Origin of the sequence: Pseudomonas sp. NY15364, from assembly GCF_048068235.1 — a bacterium.
Taxonomy (GTDB): Bacteria; Pseudomonadota; Gammaproteobacteria; order Pseudomonadales; family Pseudomonadaceae; genus Aquipseudomonas; species Aquipseudomonas mendocina_D.
On sequence record NZ_JBLUPX010000032.1, the window covers coordinates 1 to 15,233 of the forward strand.

General features: G+C 60.9%; 16 protein-coding genes. 7 read left to right on the plus strand and 9 right to left on the minus strand.

All coding sequences use genetic code 11. The features are described from left to right. Positions 1-321: 321 nt before the first annotated feature. Together ACNFCJ_RS20180 and ACNFCJ_RS20185 are read left to right on the plus strand one after the other, a co-directional pair. A complete protein-coding gene (locus tag ACNFCJ_RS20180) occupies positions 322-984 on the plus strand; it encodes a Yip1 family protein (RefSeq protein WP_416773236.1) in 663 nt (220 codons plus the stop codon). A 61-nt stretch (positions 985-1,045) separates the two neighbouring features. Then, positions 1,046-1,540 (plus strand): SprT family zinc-dependent metalloprotease, encoded by a 495-nt coding sequence (locus ACNFCJ_RS20185; protein WP_106735555.1) that lies wholly within the window; start codon positions 1,046-1,048, stop codon positions 1,538-1,540. A gap of 110 nt (positions 1,541-1,650) precedes the next feature. Here the strand turns inward: ACNFCJ_RS20185 and ACNFCJ_RS20190 are convergent, their stop codons facing one another. The 3 genes from ACNFCJ_RS20190 to ACNFCJ_RS20200 all read right to left on the minus strand — a co-directional run bounded on the left by ACNFCJ_RS20190 (position 1,651) and on the right by ACNFCJ_RS20200 (position 5,785). Next, a complete protein-coding gene (locus tag ACNFCJ_RS20190; RefSeq protein WP_416773238.1) occupies positions 1,651-2,832 on the minus strand; it encodes a CaiB/BaiF CoA transferase family protein in 1,182 nt (393 codons plus the stop codon). Between the two features lie 80 nt (positions 2,833-2,912). Next, entirely contained in the window at positions 2,913-4,553 is a 1,641-nt protein-coding gene (locus ACNFCJ_RS20195) for an AMP-binding protein (RefSeq protein WP_416773239.1), read from the minus strand. Positions 4,554-4,645: 92 nt separating this feature from the next. Beyond that, a complete protein-coding gene (locus ACNFCJ_RS20200) occupies positions 4,646-5,785 on the minus strand; it encodes an acyl-CoA dehydrogenase family protein (protein WP_416773240.1) in 1,140 nt (379 codons plus the stop codon). A gap of 162 nt (positions 5,786-5,947) precedes the next feature. On the opposite strand from ACNFCJ_RS20200, the gene ACNFCJ_RS20205 reads away from it, so the two are divergent. From ACNFCJ_RS20205 to ACNFCJ_RS20215, 3 genes are all read left to right on the plus strand, one after another. Next, positions 5,948-6,946: an AraC family transcriptional regulator gene (locus tag ACNFCJ_RS20205; protein ID WP_416773242.1), complete on the plus strand. Its 999-nt coding sequence runs from the start codon at positions 5,948-5,950 to the stop codon at positions 6,944-6,946. A 284-nt stretch (positions 6,947-7,230) separates the two neighbouring features. Beyond that, positions 7,231-7,548: a hypothetical protein gene (locus ACNFCJ_RS20210; protein WP_416773244.1), complete on the plus strand. Its 318-nt coding sequence runs from the start codon at positions 7,231-7,233 to the stop codon at positions 7,546-7,548. A gap of 95 nt (positions 7,549-7,643) precedes the next feature. After that, positions 7,644-8,102: a hypothetical protein gene (locus ACNFCJ_RS20215; RefSeq protein ID WP_416773245.1), complete on the plus strand. Its 459-nt coding sequence runs from the start codon at positions 7,644-7,646 to the stop codon at positions 8,100-8,102. A 238-nt stretch (positions 8,103-8,340) separates the two neighbouring features. On the opposite strand, the gene ACNFCJ_RS20220 is transcribed toward ACNFCJ_RS20215, so the two are convergent. The 5 genes from ACNFCJ_RS20220 to ACNFCJ_RS20240 all read right to left on the minus strand — a co-directional run bounded on the left by ACNFCJ_RS20220 (position 8,341) and on the right by ACNFCJ_RS20240 (position 12,929). After that, on the minus strand, positions 8,341-9,723 hold the full coding sequence (locus tag ACNFCJ_RS20220) for an ATP-binding protein (RefSeq protein WP_416773247.1): 1,383 nt from the start codon (positions 9,721-9,723) through the stop codon (positions 8,341-8,343). Beyond that, entirely contained in the window at positions 9,720-10,397 is a 678-nt protein-coding gene (locus ACNFCJ_RS20225) for a response regulator transcription factor (protein WP_099523335.1), read from the minus strand. The genes ACNFCJ_RS20220 and ACNFCJ_RS20225 overlap by 4 nt, the downstream gene beginning before the upstream one ends. Before the next feature lie 66 nt (positions 10,398-10,463). Then, positions 10,464-11,069 (minus strand): hypothetical protein, encoded by a 606-nt coding sequence (locus ACNFCJ_RS20230; protein WP_416773249.1) that lies wholly within the window; start codon positions 11,067-11,069, stop codon positions 10,464-10,466. 112 nt (positions 11,070-11,181) lie between these two features. Further along, on the minus strand, positions 11,182-12,354 hold the full coding sequence (locus tag ACNFCJ_RS20235) for an MFS transporter (protein ID WP_416773250.1): 1,173 nt from the start codon (positions 12,352-12,354) through the stop codon (positions 11,182-11,184). A gap of 98 nt (positions 12,355-12,452) precedes the next feature. Next, on the minus strand, positions 12,453-12,929 hold the full coding sequence (locus ACNFCJ_RS20240; RefSeq protein WP_416773251.1) for a TlpA disulfide reductase family protein: 477 nt from the start codon (positions 12,927-12,929) through the stop codon (positions 12,453-12,455). A gap of 30 nt (positions 12,930-12,959) precedes the next feature. On the opposite strand from ACNFCJ_RS20240, the gene ACNFCJ_RS20245 reads away from it, so the two are divergent. Next, positions 12,960-14,366, plus strand: coding sequence for a PilZ domain-containing protein (locus tag ACNFCJ_RS20245; protein WP_416773252.1), 1,407 nt, complete (start codon positions 12,960-12,962; stop codon positions 14,364-14,366). A 114-nt stretch (positions 14,367-14,480) separates the two neighbouring features. After that, complete coding sequence (locus tag ACNFCJ_RS20250) at positions 14,481-14,873, plus strand: hypothetical protein (protein ID WP_003461530.1); 393 nt, start codon at positions 14,481-14,483, stop codon at positions 14,871-14,873. Positions 14,874-14,921: 48 nt separating this feature from the next. Here ACNFCJ_RS20250 and ACNFCJ_RS20255 read toward each other — a convergent pair whose 3' ends face one another. Beyond that, positions 14,922-15,122 carry a hypothetical protein gene (locus ACNFCJ_RS20255; protein ID WP_074860691.1) on the minus strand — a complete coding sequence of 67 codons (201 nt, stop codon included), beginning with the start codon at positions 15,120-15,122 and terminating at the stop codon, positions 14,922-14,924. Positions 15,123-15,233 lie beyond the last annotated feature (111 nt).

The window sequence follows — 15,233 nt, forward strand, 5'->3', positions numbered from 1 at the left end:
GCTGAACCCCAGTACCTTCAGATCCAGACGAGCCACATAGGCCTCGATGACTCGAACTAGATGATCCTCAGGAACCAGCTCTTCCAATGTCGGCGGAAACAGGCTGCTTTGCTGACGACCTTCACCCTGGATGTAGCCCATAAACGACAATGCCCCCATCGACTGATGGAGGCATTGTCTTCACCTTGCACTCAGACTGCTAGGTTTTCACACAGTCTGCTCGGGCGGCCTTTTCGTTGCCATGCACCAGAAAATTTGGGTTGAACCCTACGCTGCAACGGCTGCCGGACATTTAAAGGCAGCCAAGCGGATGGTCACACCATGTATGCGAACCTCTACACCCTTCTCACCCGCCCGGATCGAGCGTGGACGGCCATTCGCCAGGACGAGGAACGTAACAGCGCCAGCTACTTGCCCTACCTGTTGCTTTTCAGCCTGCTACCAGCGGTTTGCCTGTTCATCGGCACCCGTTGGGTCGGCTGGAGCCTGGTAGGAGAAGAACGCATTCGCCTGGAGGTCGCAAGTGCACTGCAACTGAGCGGGCTGCTTTATCTGGCAACGCTGGTCGGTGTGTTCATCATGGGCTACTTCCTGCGCTACATGTCGCGCACCTTCGAGGCCAGGCCCACCTTCAACCAGTGCATTGGTTTCATCGCCTACGCCTGTACGCCCTTCTTTATCGCCGGGATCGCCGCGCTCTATCCCACGCGCTGGCTGGCAATCAGCGTCCTGCTACTCGCCTGCGCCCATGCTGCCTACCTGATCTATGTCGGGCTGCCACGTTTCATGCGCATCGACAATCAGCAAGGTTTCCTCTACGCCTCCTCGATGATTGGCGTGGGGCTGCTGGTGATCGTCACCATTCTGGTGAGCATGATCCTGTTCTGGACCTACACCCTGGAGCCGGAGTATCAGCGCACGGTGCAGCAGGACCAGAGCCGCGGCACCCAACAGGAGCAAATGCAGGCGCCAGTAGACGAGTGATACCTGCGCAAGCAGGCCGCTTACGGCATAATCGGCGCTCAGCCCGTACCTGCGCCTGTCCATGCCAGAACAGATTCAAGCCCGCGTCGAAGCCTGTTATCAGCAGGCCGAAACCTTCTTCAAGCAACGCTTTGCCCGCCCCGAGATCAGCTTCAAGCTGCGTGGCCAGAAGGCTGGCGTCGCACACCTCACGGAAAACAAGCTGCGTTTCAACCTGCAGCTGTACCGCGCCAACCATGAGGATTTCCTGCGCCAGACCGTGCCTCACGAAGTCGCTCACATGGTCGCCCACCAGCTATTCGGCCCGCGCATCCAGCCGCATGGTGAGGAGTGGCAGTTGATCATGCGCGGCGTCTACGAACTGCCGCCACATCGCTGCCACAGCTACGAAGTCGAACGGCGCAAGGTCAGTCGCTTCATCTATCGTTGTAGCTGCGCGGATGGTGAGTTTCCCTTCTCCGCCCAGCGTCACGCTCTGGTCGCCAAGGGCCGCCGCTACTACTGCCGGCGCTGCAAGGTGACGCTGACCTTCAGCGGCGAGCAGCGCCAGGAGTGATGAGGGAAATCTCATAACGCCTCGATGCGCGCGGCGTACCCTACGCCAGTATCGAAGCCCCGCAGGGCGCGCTGTGCGCAGCGACATTGCCAGACAGTTAGCCGTTCGACTCAACCCAGCGCCCTAGCACTCCTCAACGCCTCGATCTGTTCGGCGTCGTAGCCCAGCTCAGCCAGCACCTCGGAGGTATGCGCGCCAACTGCCGCACCGACATGCCTTGGCGGTGGTAGCCCTTCGGAGAACTTCAGTGGGCAGGCCAGTTGCGACTGCGCCGGCAAGCCTTCGCGCGGCACCTCCACCACTAGGCCACGCGCCTTGACCTGCGGATGCTCGACCGCCTCGGCCAGCGGCAGCATTGGCTCGACGCAAGCATCCAGCTCGGCGAACACCGCGCACCATTGCGCGAAATCGCGCTTCTCGAACTCGATCTCGATCTCGCGCTTGAGCGCGCGCTGGTCCTCGGGCTTTTGCGACAGACCACGCGCCGCCAACTCGGGGCGGCCGATGGCCGCGCAGAACTGCTGCATGAACTGCGGCTCCAGGCTGCCGACAGAGAACCAACGACCGTCGCGGGTACGGTAGTAGTCGTAAAAGCTGCCGCCATTGAGCGCCTGGTTTTCCATCTCAGGCTCGACGCCAGCCCCCAGGTAGCCAGCCCCCGCCATGCCGTGCAGGCTGAACGCGCAGTCGGTCATGCTCACGTCGACCTGCTGCCCCAGGCCGGTAACCTGGCGCTGTACCACGGCCGCGAGCAGGCCGATCACGCCATGCAGCGAGCCACCTGCCAGGTCGGCCAACTGCACACCAAGCGGTAACGGGCCACTGTCGCGGCGCCCTGTATAGCTGGCGATACCGGCCAGCGCCAGGTAGTTGATGTCATGCCCGGCACGGTCACGGTACGGCCCGTTCTGGCCGTAGCCGGTGATCGACACGTAGATCAGCCGCGGGTTGATCGCCTTGAGCGCCTCGTAGCCGACACCCAGCTTGTCCATCACGCCGGGGCGGAACTGCTCGAGCACGATGTCGTACTCGCCAACCAGTTGCTTGACCACCTCAACGGCCTCTGGCCGCTTAAGGTCCAGGGCGATGCTACGCTTGTTGCGGTTGAGGTAGGCGTGACTGGTGGAGGTTCCGCCGTCGTGCGGCGGCAGCACGCGTACCAGATCCATGCGCGTGGGCGACTCCACCCGCAGCACCTCGGCGCCCATGTCGGCCAACAGCAGCGACGCGAACGGCCCAGGCAGCAGCGTGGAAAAATCGAGAATCTTCAGTGATGACAACGGGCCGGACATGGTGACTCCAGATTGGCGTGTTCGAGGTAGACCGGATGCAACCTGGGATGACGCTTACCGGTTTGCACCCAGACGATGAATCAATGTTCCCAGACGATGACCCGCTCACCTGGCAGGCCGACAATAGCCTCGGCATAACGCACTTCCAGGACGTTGCGACGAATTTTCATGGTCGGCGTCATGCTGCCGTTATCCACCGTCCAGGCCTCACTGACCAGATAGAAGTGACTGACACGTTCATGCACCTCGAGCCTCTGATTGACTGCGTGCAAGTGCTCGGAAAGAGACTGTTCGAGCAGCTCACGCGGTTGCTGACGGGCGACGGGCGAGAGTTCGATCAGCGCCAGCGGTTGATCGAGATTGCTGCCCATCAGACACACCTGCTCGACCCAGTGACTCTTGGCTATGTCGCCCTCGATGGGCGCCGGCGCCACGTACTTGCCCTTGCTGGTCTTGAAGATGTCCTTAACCCGCCCGGTAATGCGCAGATAGCCGGCCTCATCCAGCTGGCCGCGATCCCCCGTGTGCAACCAGCCGTCTCTGAGCGTTTCCCCGGTTTTCTCTGGTTCGCGGTAATAACCCTGCATCAGCGTTTCGCTGCGCAGCAGAATCTCGCCAGCCGCATCGATGCGCACCTGCAGATTCGGCATCGGCCTGCCCACGGTGCCGAAGCGCACCTGGCCGGGGCGATTGAAACAGCCATAGGCAAAGTGCTCGGTCATGCCGTAGCCCTCGCAAATGGTCATGCCCAACCGCCGGTACCATTCCAACAAGCCGGTGGAAATCGCCGCCGCACCGGACACGAGAATACGCGCGCGATCCAGTCCCAAGCCTGCGCGCACCTTGTGCGCTACCAGACGCCCGAGCAGCGGAATGCGCAGCAGACGCTCGAGCTTGTGCACCGGCAGTTTCTCCAGCACGCCCTGTTGAAAGCGCGTCCACAATCGCGGCACCGAGAAGAAGACCGTGGGCCGTACTTGGCGCAGGTCGCTGGCGAAAGTCTCCAGGGATTCGACGAAGGCCACCGGTGCGCCGCAATAGAGGCTGTTGAACTCCACCAGAAAACGCTCAGCGGCATGCGACAACGGCAAGTAGGAGAAAAACTGATCCAACGGCGTCATGTTCAGCTCAGCCGTGGCGTTGGCCGAAGAGAACGCCATGGCGTGGGCCGAAAGCATCACGCCCTTGGGCTGCCCGGTAGTGCCAGAAGTGTAAAGGATCGACAGCAGATCCTCGCCACGTTGAGAGCGGGTCCCCGGCAGCGGCTCGTGAGCGGCCAGTAGCGCGTGCCACTGGTACTCAGCAGGCATGGTCGGATATGGCATGGCGATGCGGGTGATATGCGCGGCGATGCCGCTGGCCAGCTTGTCCGGCTCATCCAGCTTGCCAACCAAAATCACCTTGCAGCCCGCGTGCTCCAGCACGTAAGCGATCTGTTCCGGCGCCTGCAGCGGATACAGCGGCACGCTTACCAGCCCAGCGTGCTGGATCGCCAGGTCGCTGATGAACCATTCGGCGCAGTTCTTCGCCAGCAGCGCCACGCGCTCGCCAGGTACGCAGCCCAGCGCCAGCAGCGCGCTGGCCAGGCGCCGCGCCTGCTCGTCGACCTGCAGCCAGCTGTAGTCATGCCACACGCCATTAACAGGCTGACGCAGCCAGACTGCGTCGGGTTGCCGATCCAGCCAGTGGTTGAATCGTTCCAGAGGTAGTTGCAGGGTCATGGGAGGCTACCTTCTTGTCCTTTTGGTTCACCTGCTCATTGCGATACGAGCGCTACTGACGATAGACCGCGATGCCGTCATAGTGCGAAAACCTACAGCTTCATCCCGCGACTGATAATCTCCTTCATGATCTCCGAGGTGCCGGCGAAGATGCGCTGGATACGCGCATTCGCGTACATCTTGCAGATCGGGTACTCCCACATGTAGCCCCAGCCGCCGTGCAGCTGCACGCCCTCGTCGACCACCTTGCCGAGCAGTTCGGTAGTGAATAGCTTGGCCTCGGCAGCCACTTCGGGAGTGAGCTTCTTCTGGTTGTGATCCATCACGCAGCGGTCGGTGAACACCTGCGCCACGTCGACCTGCGTGCGCATTTCCGCCAGCTTGAAGCGGGTGTTCTGAAAGTGCGCGACGGGGCGACCGAAAGCGTGGCGCTCCTTGACGTACTCGATGGTGGTCTGCAGCGCCGCCTCGGCGCCGGCCACTGCGCCACAGGCATTGGTCAGACGCTCCTGGGCCAGCATGTTCATCAGGTAGAAGAAGCCGCCCTTGGCATCGCCCAGCAGGTTGTCCTTGGGCACCTTGACGTCATTGAAGAACAACTCGGCGGTGTCCTGGCTGTGCATGCCGAGTTTCTTCAGCTTCTTGCCGCGCTCGAAACCGGGCATGCCGCGCTCCACCAGAAACAGGCCCATGGCGTGCTTGTTGGCCGGATCGGTCTTGGCCGCGACGATCACCACATCGGCCAGATAGCCATTGGAGATGAACACCTTGGAGCCGTTAAGTAGCCAGTGGTCGACCTTGTCCACCGCTGTGGTGCGCATGCCGGCCAGATCCGAGCCGGCAGACGGCTCGGTCATCGCTACCGCCAGAATGATTTCACCGCTGATGATGCCCGGCAGCAGCCGCGCCTTCTGCTCGGCATTGCCGTACTCGGCGATATAGGGACCGCACAGCGCCGAGTGCAGCGGGATCATGAACCCCGGCTCGTTGATGCGCGCCAGCTCCTCGCACATGATCTGCTCGTAACGAAAGTCCTTGAGCCCCGCCCCGCCGTACTCCTCGTCCGCCCAAGGCAGCAGAAAACCCATCTCGCCGGCTTTGCGCCACACGCTGCGATCCACCACACCTGCCTCTTCCCAGGCCTCCTGATGGGGCACCACTTCCTTGTCGAGAAAGGCCGCGAAGGCATCGCGGAACAGGTTGTGCTCGGTGTCGAAATGGCTGCGCTGCATGGGCGGGTCCTCCGCTGTTGTTATGCCATTGAGGGTAAGGGCCACCCCGCGCGCCCTCAATGACCCATGCGCTCAGCCTCGGTTGACCCAATCGCTCGGCTGGCTTGCCCAAGCCGAGCGCAGCTGCCTACCATCGGCCACCCTCGCTTTCGGAAACCCAGCATGCGCGAACGCACCATTGCCAGCCATTTCGTCCGTGCCGCCCTGCGCGGTGCGGACCGCCACGGCCAGGCCTGCGACCCAATACTGCGTCAGGCTGGTATTCAGAGCGCCGTGCTGGTCGAGCCACGCGCACGCATCGCCCCGGAACAATTTTCCCGGCTGATGCAACTGCTGTGGGAAGCGCTGGACGACGAATACCTCGGCTTCGGCCGCCAGCCGAGCAAACGCGGCACCTTCGCCATGATGGGCCACGCCATTATTCACTGCCGCAGCCTGGAAAAAGCTCTGAGCCGTGGTGCGATGTTCTATGGCCTGTTTCCCGACGCACCGGGCATACGCCTGCAACGCGAAGGCGACTGGGCGCGGCTGAGCGTCGACGACAGCACGTTGTGGGACCCGGATCATTTTCTCGTGGAGAGCCTGCTGGTGATCTGGCATCGCCTGGGCAGTTGGCTGATCGGCCAACGCATCCGCCTGGAAGAAGCCACCTTCGCCTACCCCGAACCCGCGCATGCCGCCGAATACGAACTGCTGTTCCCCTGCAGTCGACGCTTTGCCGCCGGGCAAAACAGCCTGCTGTTCCATGCCCGCTACCTGGCCATGCCGCTGCTGCAGGACGAACGCACCCTCAAGCAATTTCTCCAGCACTCCCCCGCCGACCTGCTGGCTCGCCCCGACGGCGGCGACAGCCTGATCAGCCAGATCCGCCGCCTGCTCGGTCGCGACTGCCGAACCTGGCCGGACCTGGAACAGGTCGCCCAGCACCTGCACACCAGCCCGCAAACCCTGCGCCGCCACCTGCGCGAAGAAGGCACCAGCTTCCAGGAGCTCAAGGACCACCTGCGCCGCGACCTCGCCATCTACCACCTGGGCCGCGACGAACTGGCAATTCAGGACATTGCCGAACAACTCGGCTTCTCCGAACCCTCGGCATTTCATCGGGCTTTCAAGAAATGGACAGGGCTCACGCCAGGGGCGTATCGCGCGCAAGAGGGGTAAGGCAGCATGGCTGTCTGTGCATCGGGCTTCGTGAATGGACAGAGCAGACAGTCATGTACTAGTTTCTGACCAAAGCCTGCTGGCAATGCGCCAGAGGCGATAAGCTTGCCGTTCTCCATGTCGCTTTTTCTCCCGAGTGCTGTCGCGTTTGCAGCGAGCATCGTCAGGCCAGACAAGGACTTACAGGACGACAAGGAAGGTTATACGACAGGTGTCGTGTGGAAATGCGACATGAATATCGTCTAATTAATAGCTAGGCAAATTGGCCAAAGGGCAACTCAACTGTGAAATCCGCGATCATTACCCTCCTGAAATTCAATGCCACGATGGGCATGCTTTTCTTCATCTTCGGTCTGGTATTTGGAAAATTCATCGGACACAGACCAAATGCACTCGCTTTAGCAGCCGTTTTTGCCATATTGGCGACATGGATCGTTGGCAATATAGCGATCTTCTTAAGAAGGCGGAGGGCAATCGCTAACTCTATAAAGGAAGGAGCGCTTGACGCCGCAGCGGCTGCAATACAGTTTCAAGAGAGTGCAAAAAGGCGAGCACAGGAAAGAATGGAAGAGAAGGGTGTTGATTCTGAACGCAAGGCGTAACTCGGCAGTCGAGGGGACAGCCAAAAGCTAAGCTTTTGTTTCCCTCCGCGCTGCCCCACTTCTGCGTTAGACGTTAAATCAAAATCGAGGCAGCCTTGGAATTTTGCAAATACATCACGCCAGACTGGATATCGGCTCTTGCATCAGTTGTTGCCGCGTGCGGAGTATTTTTAGCTTATGGTCAGCTGAGGATCTCAAAGAACATAGCGCAGCTTGAGTTTGAAGATGGACTTGCAAAAGAGTACAGAGAGCTAGCATCCAATATCCCTACAAAAGCGCTACTAGGCATAGAACTTTCTGAGGAAGAATTTCAAAAATCATTCGACGAGCTTTATAGATACATAGATCTAACCAATGAGCAAACTCCTCTAAGGCAGCGCAATCGCGTTAAGAAAGAAGCTTGGCTAAATTGGTTATCGGGAATAAAGTCAAATCTTGAACGGCCCTCTTTCAAACGTGCCTGGAGTGAAATTAAGGAAAAATCTGATAGCTTTCAGGAACTCCGCCGCCTAGAAAGTGAAAATTTTGAAATTGATCCAGAGTCGTGGAGTTAATGTCTAACTAGTGTATATGGACTCTCCCCACAAGCAGTGAGCAAAGTGTTGCTTTGCATCTGTCGCCAGCGCGGTTGCATTCGTATGTCCGGCCTGTTCTGGGCTCTTGCGCCCTGGCCATTCTGTAGTTCACGCAGCGGGGGCCAAGCGTTCAATCGATCACGAGGATCATCATTGTTATCAGCCTTGCTCCGCTGCAGCGGCCTGAGCACAATCAAGGAAGATGCATCAGCAAGGCTCAGTCATACAACCGCACCCTGAAACAGGCGCCGCCAAGCTCCGAGTCTTCCAGGCTCAGCTCGCCGTCGTAGCTTTCGATGATGTCTTCCACCACTGCCAGGCCTATGCCCTGCCCCGGGTTCTGCGCATCCAGACGCTCGCCGCGCTGTAGCACCCGCTCACGCTGCTGCTGCGGTACGCCGGGGCCGTCGTCCTCGATGGTGATCAGGCAGCCGCCGGCCAGGGGTTGTAGCCTGACGCGTACGCGATGCAGGCAGAGGCGATAGGCGTTTTCCAGCAGGTTGCCGAGCAGTTCCATCAGCGCGCCACGTTCCATGGTGATCTGGCTGTGCTCGGGCACTTCCAGTGTCGCTTCGACGCGCTTGTCGCGGTAGACCTTGTCCAGCGAGCGGCACAAGCCGTCGAGCACCGGCCAGACCTTCTCGCGATGGCGTACCAGGCCGCTGCGGCGCAGGCTGGCGCGCTGCAGTTGATAGCCGACCTGCTGGCTCATGCGTTCGATCTGCGCCTGCATCAGCTGTGCCTGCTCGCGATTTTCGTGTTGAACGGCAAGGGTTTCGCCAATGCCCTGCAACACGCTGAGTGGTGTTTTCAGGCTGTGGGCGAGGTCTTCCAGCGAGTCGCGGTAGCGCTCGCGCTGGCGCCGTTCGCTGTCGAGCAGGCGGTTGAGGGAGTTGGTCAGGCGCAGCAGTTCGCGCGGGTGTTCATCACTCAGCCGTTGACGAGTGCCCGCCTCCACGCCATCAAGCTCGTCGCTGAGGCCGCGCAGGCTGCGAAAACCCCAGGTCAGGCCGAACCAGAGCAGGCCCAGCAACACTAGCAAGGCGATGCCCAGCCATAGACGCAGTTGCCAGGCAAAGCCGTTGAACAGCCCCTGGTATTCGCGCGTCGGCTGCATGGTCACGATGCTCAGCGCGGTTTGGTCGCCGCGCAGCAAATCCACTTCCACGTCGTATACGAAGTATTCCTGGCCGCTGTCATCGCGAATGCGGATGAACTCGTGGCCGCGACCGTCGTAGCGCGGCAGGTAGCGCACCAACTCGTCGATGGAGGAGCGTGAGCGCCAGATCATCTGGCCTTCACGGTCGAAGATGAAACCCAGCAGGTGCGAGTCGAGGTTGTCGAATTCCTCGTCAGGCATCTTGTCCGGCATGTGCAACTGGCCGTCATGGATGCGGGCGGCAGATATCAACGCGGCCGCATCGGAGGCCAGACGCTTCTCCACGGTCTGCTCCAGAGCCATGAGAAACACGCCCTGCAAGACAGGCATCAGCAACAGCATGAACAGCATTGCCAACGCGGCGCTGGCCAACATCAGGCGCAGCCGCAGCGAGCCGAAACGCATGCGCAATTTGCGCAACGCGGCGCGCGCTCGACTCACTTGCAGCGCTCGTTGAACATGTAGCCCTGGCCACGCACGGTCTCTATTGGTTTGCCGCCGAGCACACCTTCCAGCTTGCGCCGCAGACGGCCGACCAGCACCTCTATGACGTTGGGGTCACGCTCGTCGTCGCCCGGATAGAGTTGCTCCATCAGGCGTTCCTTGGCCACCACCTGCTGGTGATGCAGCATGAGGTATTCGAGAATGCGGTACTCGTAGGCCGTCAACTGCAGCGACTGCTCATCCACTGTGGCCTGCTTGCGATTGAGGTCCAGCACCAGCGACCCCGCCTCGATGGTCGATTTGGTGAACCCGGAAGAGCGTCGCAGCAGCGCGTTCAGCCGCGCCTCCAACTCTTCGAACTGGAACGGTTTGACCACATAGTCGTCAGCGCCGCAGGACAGCCCTTCGACCTTGTCCTGCCAGTTACCGCGCGCGGTAAGGATCAGGATCGGAAAATTCTTGTCCTGACTGCGCAGCTCACGGATCAGGTCGATACCGCTCATACCCGGCAGACCGAGATCGACCAGGGCCAGGTCATGATTGAAGGACTCAGCTCGGTACAGTGCTTCTTCGGCGGTGCGCACGGCGTCCACCACATGTCCGTTTTCACTGAGGCGAGTGAACAGATGGTGACGCAGTAACGCCTCATCCTCCACCACCAGCAATTTCATGAGATTTCCCCTTTTTAGTTGTACGAAGGCCGGGCAGATGCCCGGCCTGGTAACGCTAAGCCGCCATCAGAAGGCGAAGTTGGCGCCGAGGTAGAGCTGCGAACTGCTATGCAGGTCCAGCGACCCGGCCTTGCCTTCACCACGCGGTGCCATTTCCGTGCTGGCGTTGGTACGCAGATAACGATAGCCGGCTTCGATCGAGGTATTGCTGTTCAGTTCCTGCAGGATACCGGCCTGCAAACCTGCAGCAAATCCGATATCGCTGTCGCGGGAGAAGCCGCGGCTTTCCTGCTCGAGCTTGACCAGGCCGGCGGTTACACCACCGAATAGCTTGGTGTTGTTGCTGCCCAGCGGGACGAACATGTCGTAGCTACCGAGCAGATTCTGCTGACGCAGTTTGTAGCCATTGTGACTGTCGGAGACATTCTCGTAGGTCGCGTAGTAGCGACCGTCAGCAGTCTTCTGGCCGGCGCGGACACCCCAGGTACCCTCGTCATTGATCACTTTGTCCAACTTGGGATTGCCGAGATTGGCATTCAGCGCGTTGGACTTCTGAATATTGTTGTCAGTCTGACCCCAGGTCAGGCCGACGAAATTGTCGTTGGCTTGGGCTGCGGTTGCACCCAGGGCCAGGCAGGTAGCGAATGCGATACGGTTCAGGGTGATTTTCATTGAATCCTTCCTCTCGTTGCAGTTTTGATCAACTCGGCAACAAGTCTGCGGGAAGACTACTGAATCCCTCCTGAACCCTCCTTGAACCTGCACTGAACGAGCGACAAACAGCCTAGATACGCCGTACCAGAGCCCCTGCCGCGACGAATAACGAGGCCAGCACAGCCAGCAACGCCAGCCAACCGGCGTGCTCCCATACATAACCACCGACGTAGCCCACCAGGCTGGAGCCGAGGTAATAGGCACACAGGTACAGTGCCGATGCCTGCGCCTTGGCCCCCTGCGCATGGATACCGACCTGCCCGCTGGCAACCGCATGAGCCGCGAAGAAACCCAGGGTGAATAGCGCCAGCCCGATCACCGCAGCGCTCAACCAGGGCGTCGCGCACAAGGCCACACCCAACAACATCAAGCCGATCCCGCCGTGCAGCACCTGACGTGCGCCGAAGCGTGGCACCAGGCGCCCTGCCCAACCGGCACTGAAGATGCCCAGCAGGTAGACGGTGAACAACAGGCCGATCACCGTCGCCGAAAGGTTGAACGGCGCGCCGGCCAGGCGAAAGCCAACATAGTTGAACAGCGCAACGAAGCCGCCCATGAGCAGGAAGGCCAGAGCGAACAGCACGCGCAAACGCGGGTTGCTCAGGTGCAAGGCGAAGTTGCGCAGCAGCCCGCGCAAGGACAGCGGCTGGGCGGTGAAATGCCGTGAAGGCGGCAACAGCCAGATAAACAGCCCCAGCGCCAACAGGCCAAGCCCGGCAATGCCGCCCAGGGCCCAGGGCCAGCCGCCCAGGTCACTGAGCAGACCAGCCAGCAAACGCCCGAGCAAACCGCCCAGCGCCGTACCGCCGATATACAGCCCCATCGCCGCCGGTAATGCTTCGGGGTCGAATTCTTCGCCGACATAGGCCATCGCCAACGCGGGCAGACCACTCAGCGCCAGCCCCAGCAGCGCGCGCAGAATCAGCAAACTGCCCCACTCTTCTACCAGCGCGCAGGCGATCCCCAGAACTGCTGCCAACCCCAGCGCCGCAGCCATGACCGGCTTGCGCCCCCAGCTCTCGGCCAGCGCGCCGGAAATCAGCAGGCACAGCGCCAGGCTCAGTGTGGTGAGGGATAACGCCAGGCTGCTACTGGCTGCAGACACGCGAAAGTGCGCCGCCAGCAGAGGTAACAGCGGCTGCACGCAATAGAGCATGGCGAATGTGGCGAAACCGGCGCAGAACAGCGCCAGGGTGGCGCGCCGATAACCGGCGCTGCCACGGGTTAGATGGGTAGCGGACATCAGGCAGACTCATGAAGCACGGCGCAGGTTCGGCCGAGGCAAAAGCTTAGCATGCTACCTATCGTTGCGACTGCCCAACGTGCCGGTTTTTCTCGGCGTTACTGCCCGCGCAACTGCTTGAGATGCGCCTGCAAGCCTGCCGACGTCTGCTCGCCTACCAGGCGCTCACGCAACTTGCCGTCGGCATCGACTATATAGGTCACGGGTAGCACGTCATTGCGCGGCAGCTCGAAGCGCGCCGCCGGGTCCTGCGCCAGCACGGTGAAACGAATGTCGAAACTGTCCGCTGCGCGCTTGAGGTCATCACCCTGCAGGGCATCGAAATTGACGCCGATCACTCGCGCCGACTGGGTTTTCAGTTCTTCTTCCAAAGCGTTGAGCTCGGGAATTTCCGTGCGACACGGCGCACACCACTCAGCCCAATAATTAATGACTAGCCACTGGCCATCCAGGCTCTCAGCCGTTACCTTTCGTCCATGCTGATCAAGGCCGTAATCTTCGGCACAAGCCGTCAGCAACAGACCGGCGCAGATACCCAAAACAGCCTTGCCGAAACTCCGGAGCCCTAAGCCCATGTACTCGATCCTCGTCCACCCAGGGTTGATATGACGCTGGATGCCCTGCGCCTGGAAGTACCGGACATCCGCGAGGACAACAGCTTATCGCCAGCGGAAATCGCCCAGCGACTCGCAGCTGCTCGCCATCTGGAGCCGGAACATGGCCTGCAACAAGTGCTGGGCCTTTTGTTTTCGCTCAATCGCAGCGCTCTGACCTTACTGGAAAGGCAGCGTGCGCTGCAAAACTTCAGTGACGAGTACCGCCATTACACCAGCCTTGCCAATCGCCAGCATCCGCCAAGCCCTCTATTCGTGCGGCTGTGCGGCGAATTGGCGATCGGTTTCAAACGCCTGCTACTGCAAATTTTGCAGGGTCGCCAGCCGTCGATGCCGCACCTTGCGTGGTGCCTGTACATGGCCCAGCACTTTCTTGCTCAGCAGTTGCTGCGCCACTACCAGCTGTACCAGGAGCCACCTGCAACGCTCTGGCGCGACAGCCACCTGCTGTACTGGATCGGCGAGCATCAGCAGTGCCTGGACGAACCAGTCGCGGCGGCCTTCGAGCCGAAACCGGCCAGCACCCTGCGCGGCCTCTACCAGCAGATGCTGCTCTTGGCCCTGAGCAACCCCTTCCATCTCGATGAAGGCGAATGCCTGACTCTGTTCAGCGCGCTGGCACCTCTGGCGGCGCTGGCCAGGCTGCAAGCCTGGGACGAGGAAGACGATGCCGAAGGCCCGGTAGTCGACCTCAGCGAATCACAGGCCTGCCTCAGTTTCGAACAACGTATCGAAGGCGAAGCCGCCAATCTGCGCCGCTTCGAACTGGGCGCGCTACTGATTGCCCTGCACGAACCCGCGCCCCTACAAAGCGCGCAGGAGCGCCAGTTGCTCGAACGAGTGCGCCAGCACTGGCTGGGCCGCCAGCAACGTCGCCATGAACGTGCCGAACTGGAAGGCCAATGCAGCCTGGTGGTGGGTCTGCCGGCCATTCATGCGCAGCTGCTGGATAAACTGCCGCAGCGTACCGAGGCGCAGATTCTCGACGCCAGCCCGGGCGGCGCGCGCCTGCTGTGCAACGCCAACGAGGGTGGACAACTGCAGGTCGGGCAACTGGTTCTGCTGCTGACCAATGCCACACCGACCCTGGCACTGGTGCGTTGGCGTCATCTCAATAGCGAAGGCCTACACCTCGGGCTGCGCTATCTGAAAGGCCTGCCGCGGCCGGTCTGGCTGCGGCGTGCACCCAATGCGCAGACTCACCCTGGCGTACTGCAAAGCACCCCGGCACCGGGCAACGGTTGGCACCACGGCCTGTGGTTGCCCAACGGCCAGTTCAGCTCCGGCGAGCATCTTTGGCTGCAATTGGCCAGCGTGCATAACCAAGCGATTTTGCCGCTGCCCGACAGTAACCTGCAGACCTCATCGGTTACCCGCCACCCGCTACGCCTGGCCTGATATACAAAACTGCGACTCCAGTCACGCGGCCTGTCCGCCGAGTACACAGTTTCGCCAACAGGTGGCTGCTTATAATTCCAGGCACTCAAGTATCACCCTGCCTGGAATTTCACCATGTCCCAAGCGCAAGACAAGCTGATTGGCTCCGTGCCCTCGCGCATCGTCGACGTCGCTCACCTGCTGGTCACTCCCTACGAGGGGCGCGTGGCCGAATACAACGTCGCCACCTGGCTGCAATTGCCGGGGCTGGCCAACCTGCCGGTATCGCTGCTGGTGAGTTATCGCGACGGGGACAAGCGCCGCGAGGTCAATGTCGACCATGGCAAGGTCAATGCCCATGGCAAGATCCTGCTCTCCGGGATCGCTCGCATGCCGGTGCGGATGAAGATCGAAGACATGCAGGTACGCCTGCGCTCAGCTGTGCCGGCGCAGAGTCTGGTGGTCGAGGAATTCTTCGTTCAAGCCGTCGAATTGGCCAACAGCGAGACCCGCCAGGCCATGGCCTGAACCAGAACGGCAACATCGAATCCCGCGTAGTGACGCGGGGTTTTGCTTTCAGCCAGAGGAAACTCCGGGGCTGGGCGCAGCCCGCGGGATTGAACCGTCAGCGTCTGGCTGCAGGTTTTCGGCAACCACGTGTTCGAGCAGCGACTCCGGCCAACGCGCGAACTCCAGCCCAGTGATTCGGTTAAGCCGCGCCAGCGCTTCCTGCGGATCGCGTCGATGAAGGTGGATTACCCTGTTTTTTACCGTCATTACTGCCTGCGTCCTCAGCGATCCCTGCCCCTGCTGGCAGTTCGATAGCAACTGCACCTGCAGTAGCTAGAAGCGTGCCAGCCCTTGTACAACGCATTCCTTGGGCCTACC

What these genes read in the sequence shown, in the direction of transcription:
- ACNFCJ_RS20235 (WP_416773250.1), bottom strand. Translation starts at nt 12,354, where the DNA reads ATGTCCGCTACCCATCTAACCCGTGGCAGCGCCGGTTATCGGCGCGCC.
- ACNFCJ_RS20180 (WP_416773236.1), top strand. Translation starts at nt 322, where the DNA reads ATGTATGCGAACCTCTACACCCTTCTCACCCGCCCGGATCGAGCGTGG.
- ACNFCJ_RS20245 (WP_416773252.1), top strand. Translation starts at nt 12,960, where the DNA reads ATGACGCTGGATGCCCTGCGCCTGGAAGTACCGGACATCCGCGAGGAC.
- ACNFCJ_RS20200 (WP_416773240.1), bottom strand. Translation starts at nt 5,785, where the DNA reads ATGCAGCGCAGCCATTTCGACACCGAGCACAACCTGTTCCGCGATGCC.
- ACNFCJ_RS20255 (WP_074860691.1), bottom strand. Translation starts at nt 15,122, where the DNA reads ATGACGGTAAAAAACAGGGTAATCCACCTTCATCGACGCGATCCGCAG.
- ACNFCJ_RS20190 (WP_416773238.1), bottom strand. Translation starts at nt 2,832, where the DNA reads ATGTCCGGCCCGTTGTCATCACTGAAGATTCTCGATTTTTCCACGCTG.
- ACNFCJ_RS20230 (WP_416773249.1), bottom strand. Translation starts at nt 11,069, where the DNA reads ATGAAAATCACCCTGAACCGTATCGCATTCGCTACCTGCCTGGCCCTG.
- ACNFCJ_RS20250 (WP_003461530.1), top strand. Translation starts at nt 14,481, where the DNA reads ATGTCCCAAGCGCAAGACAAGCTGATTGGCTCCGTGCCCTCGCGCATC.
- ACNFCJ_RS20240 (WP_416773251.1), bottom strand. Translation starts at nt 12,929, where the DNA reads ATGGGCTTAGGGCTCCGGAGTTTCGGCAAGGCTGTTTTGGGTATCTGC.
- ACNFCJ_RS20195 (WP_416773239.1), bottom strand. Translation starts at nt 4,553, where the DNA reads ATGACCCTGCAACTACCTCTGGAACGATTCAACCACTGGCTGGATCGG.
- ACNFCJ_RS20185 (WP_106735555.1), top strand. Translation starts at nt 1,046, where the DNA reads ATGCCAGAACAGATTCAAGCCCGCGTCGAAGCCTGTTATCAGCAGGCC.
- ACNFCJ_RS20205 (WP_416773242.1), top strand. Translation starts at nt 5,948, where the DNA reads ATGCGCGAACGCACCATTGCCAGCCATTTCGTCCGTGCCGCCCTGCGC.
- ACNFCJ_RS20225 (WP_099523335.1), bottom strand. Translation starts at nt 10,397, where the DNA reads ATGAAATTGCTGGTGGTGGAGGATGAGGCGTTACTGCGTCACCATCTG.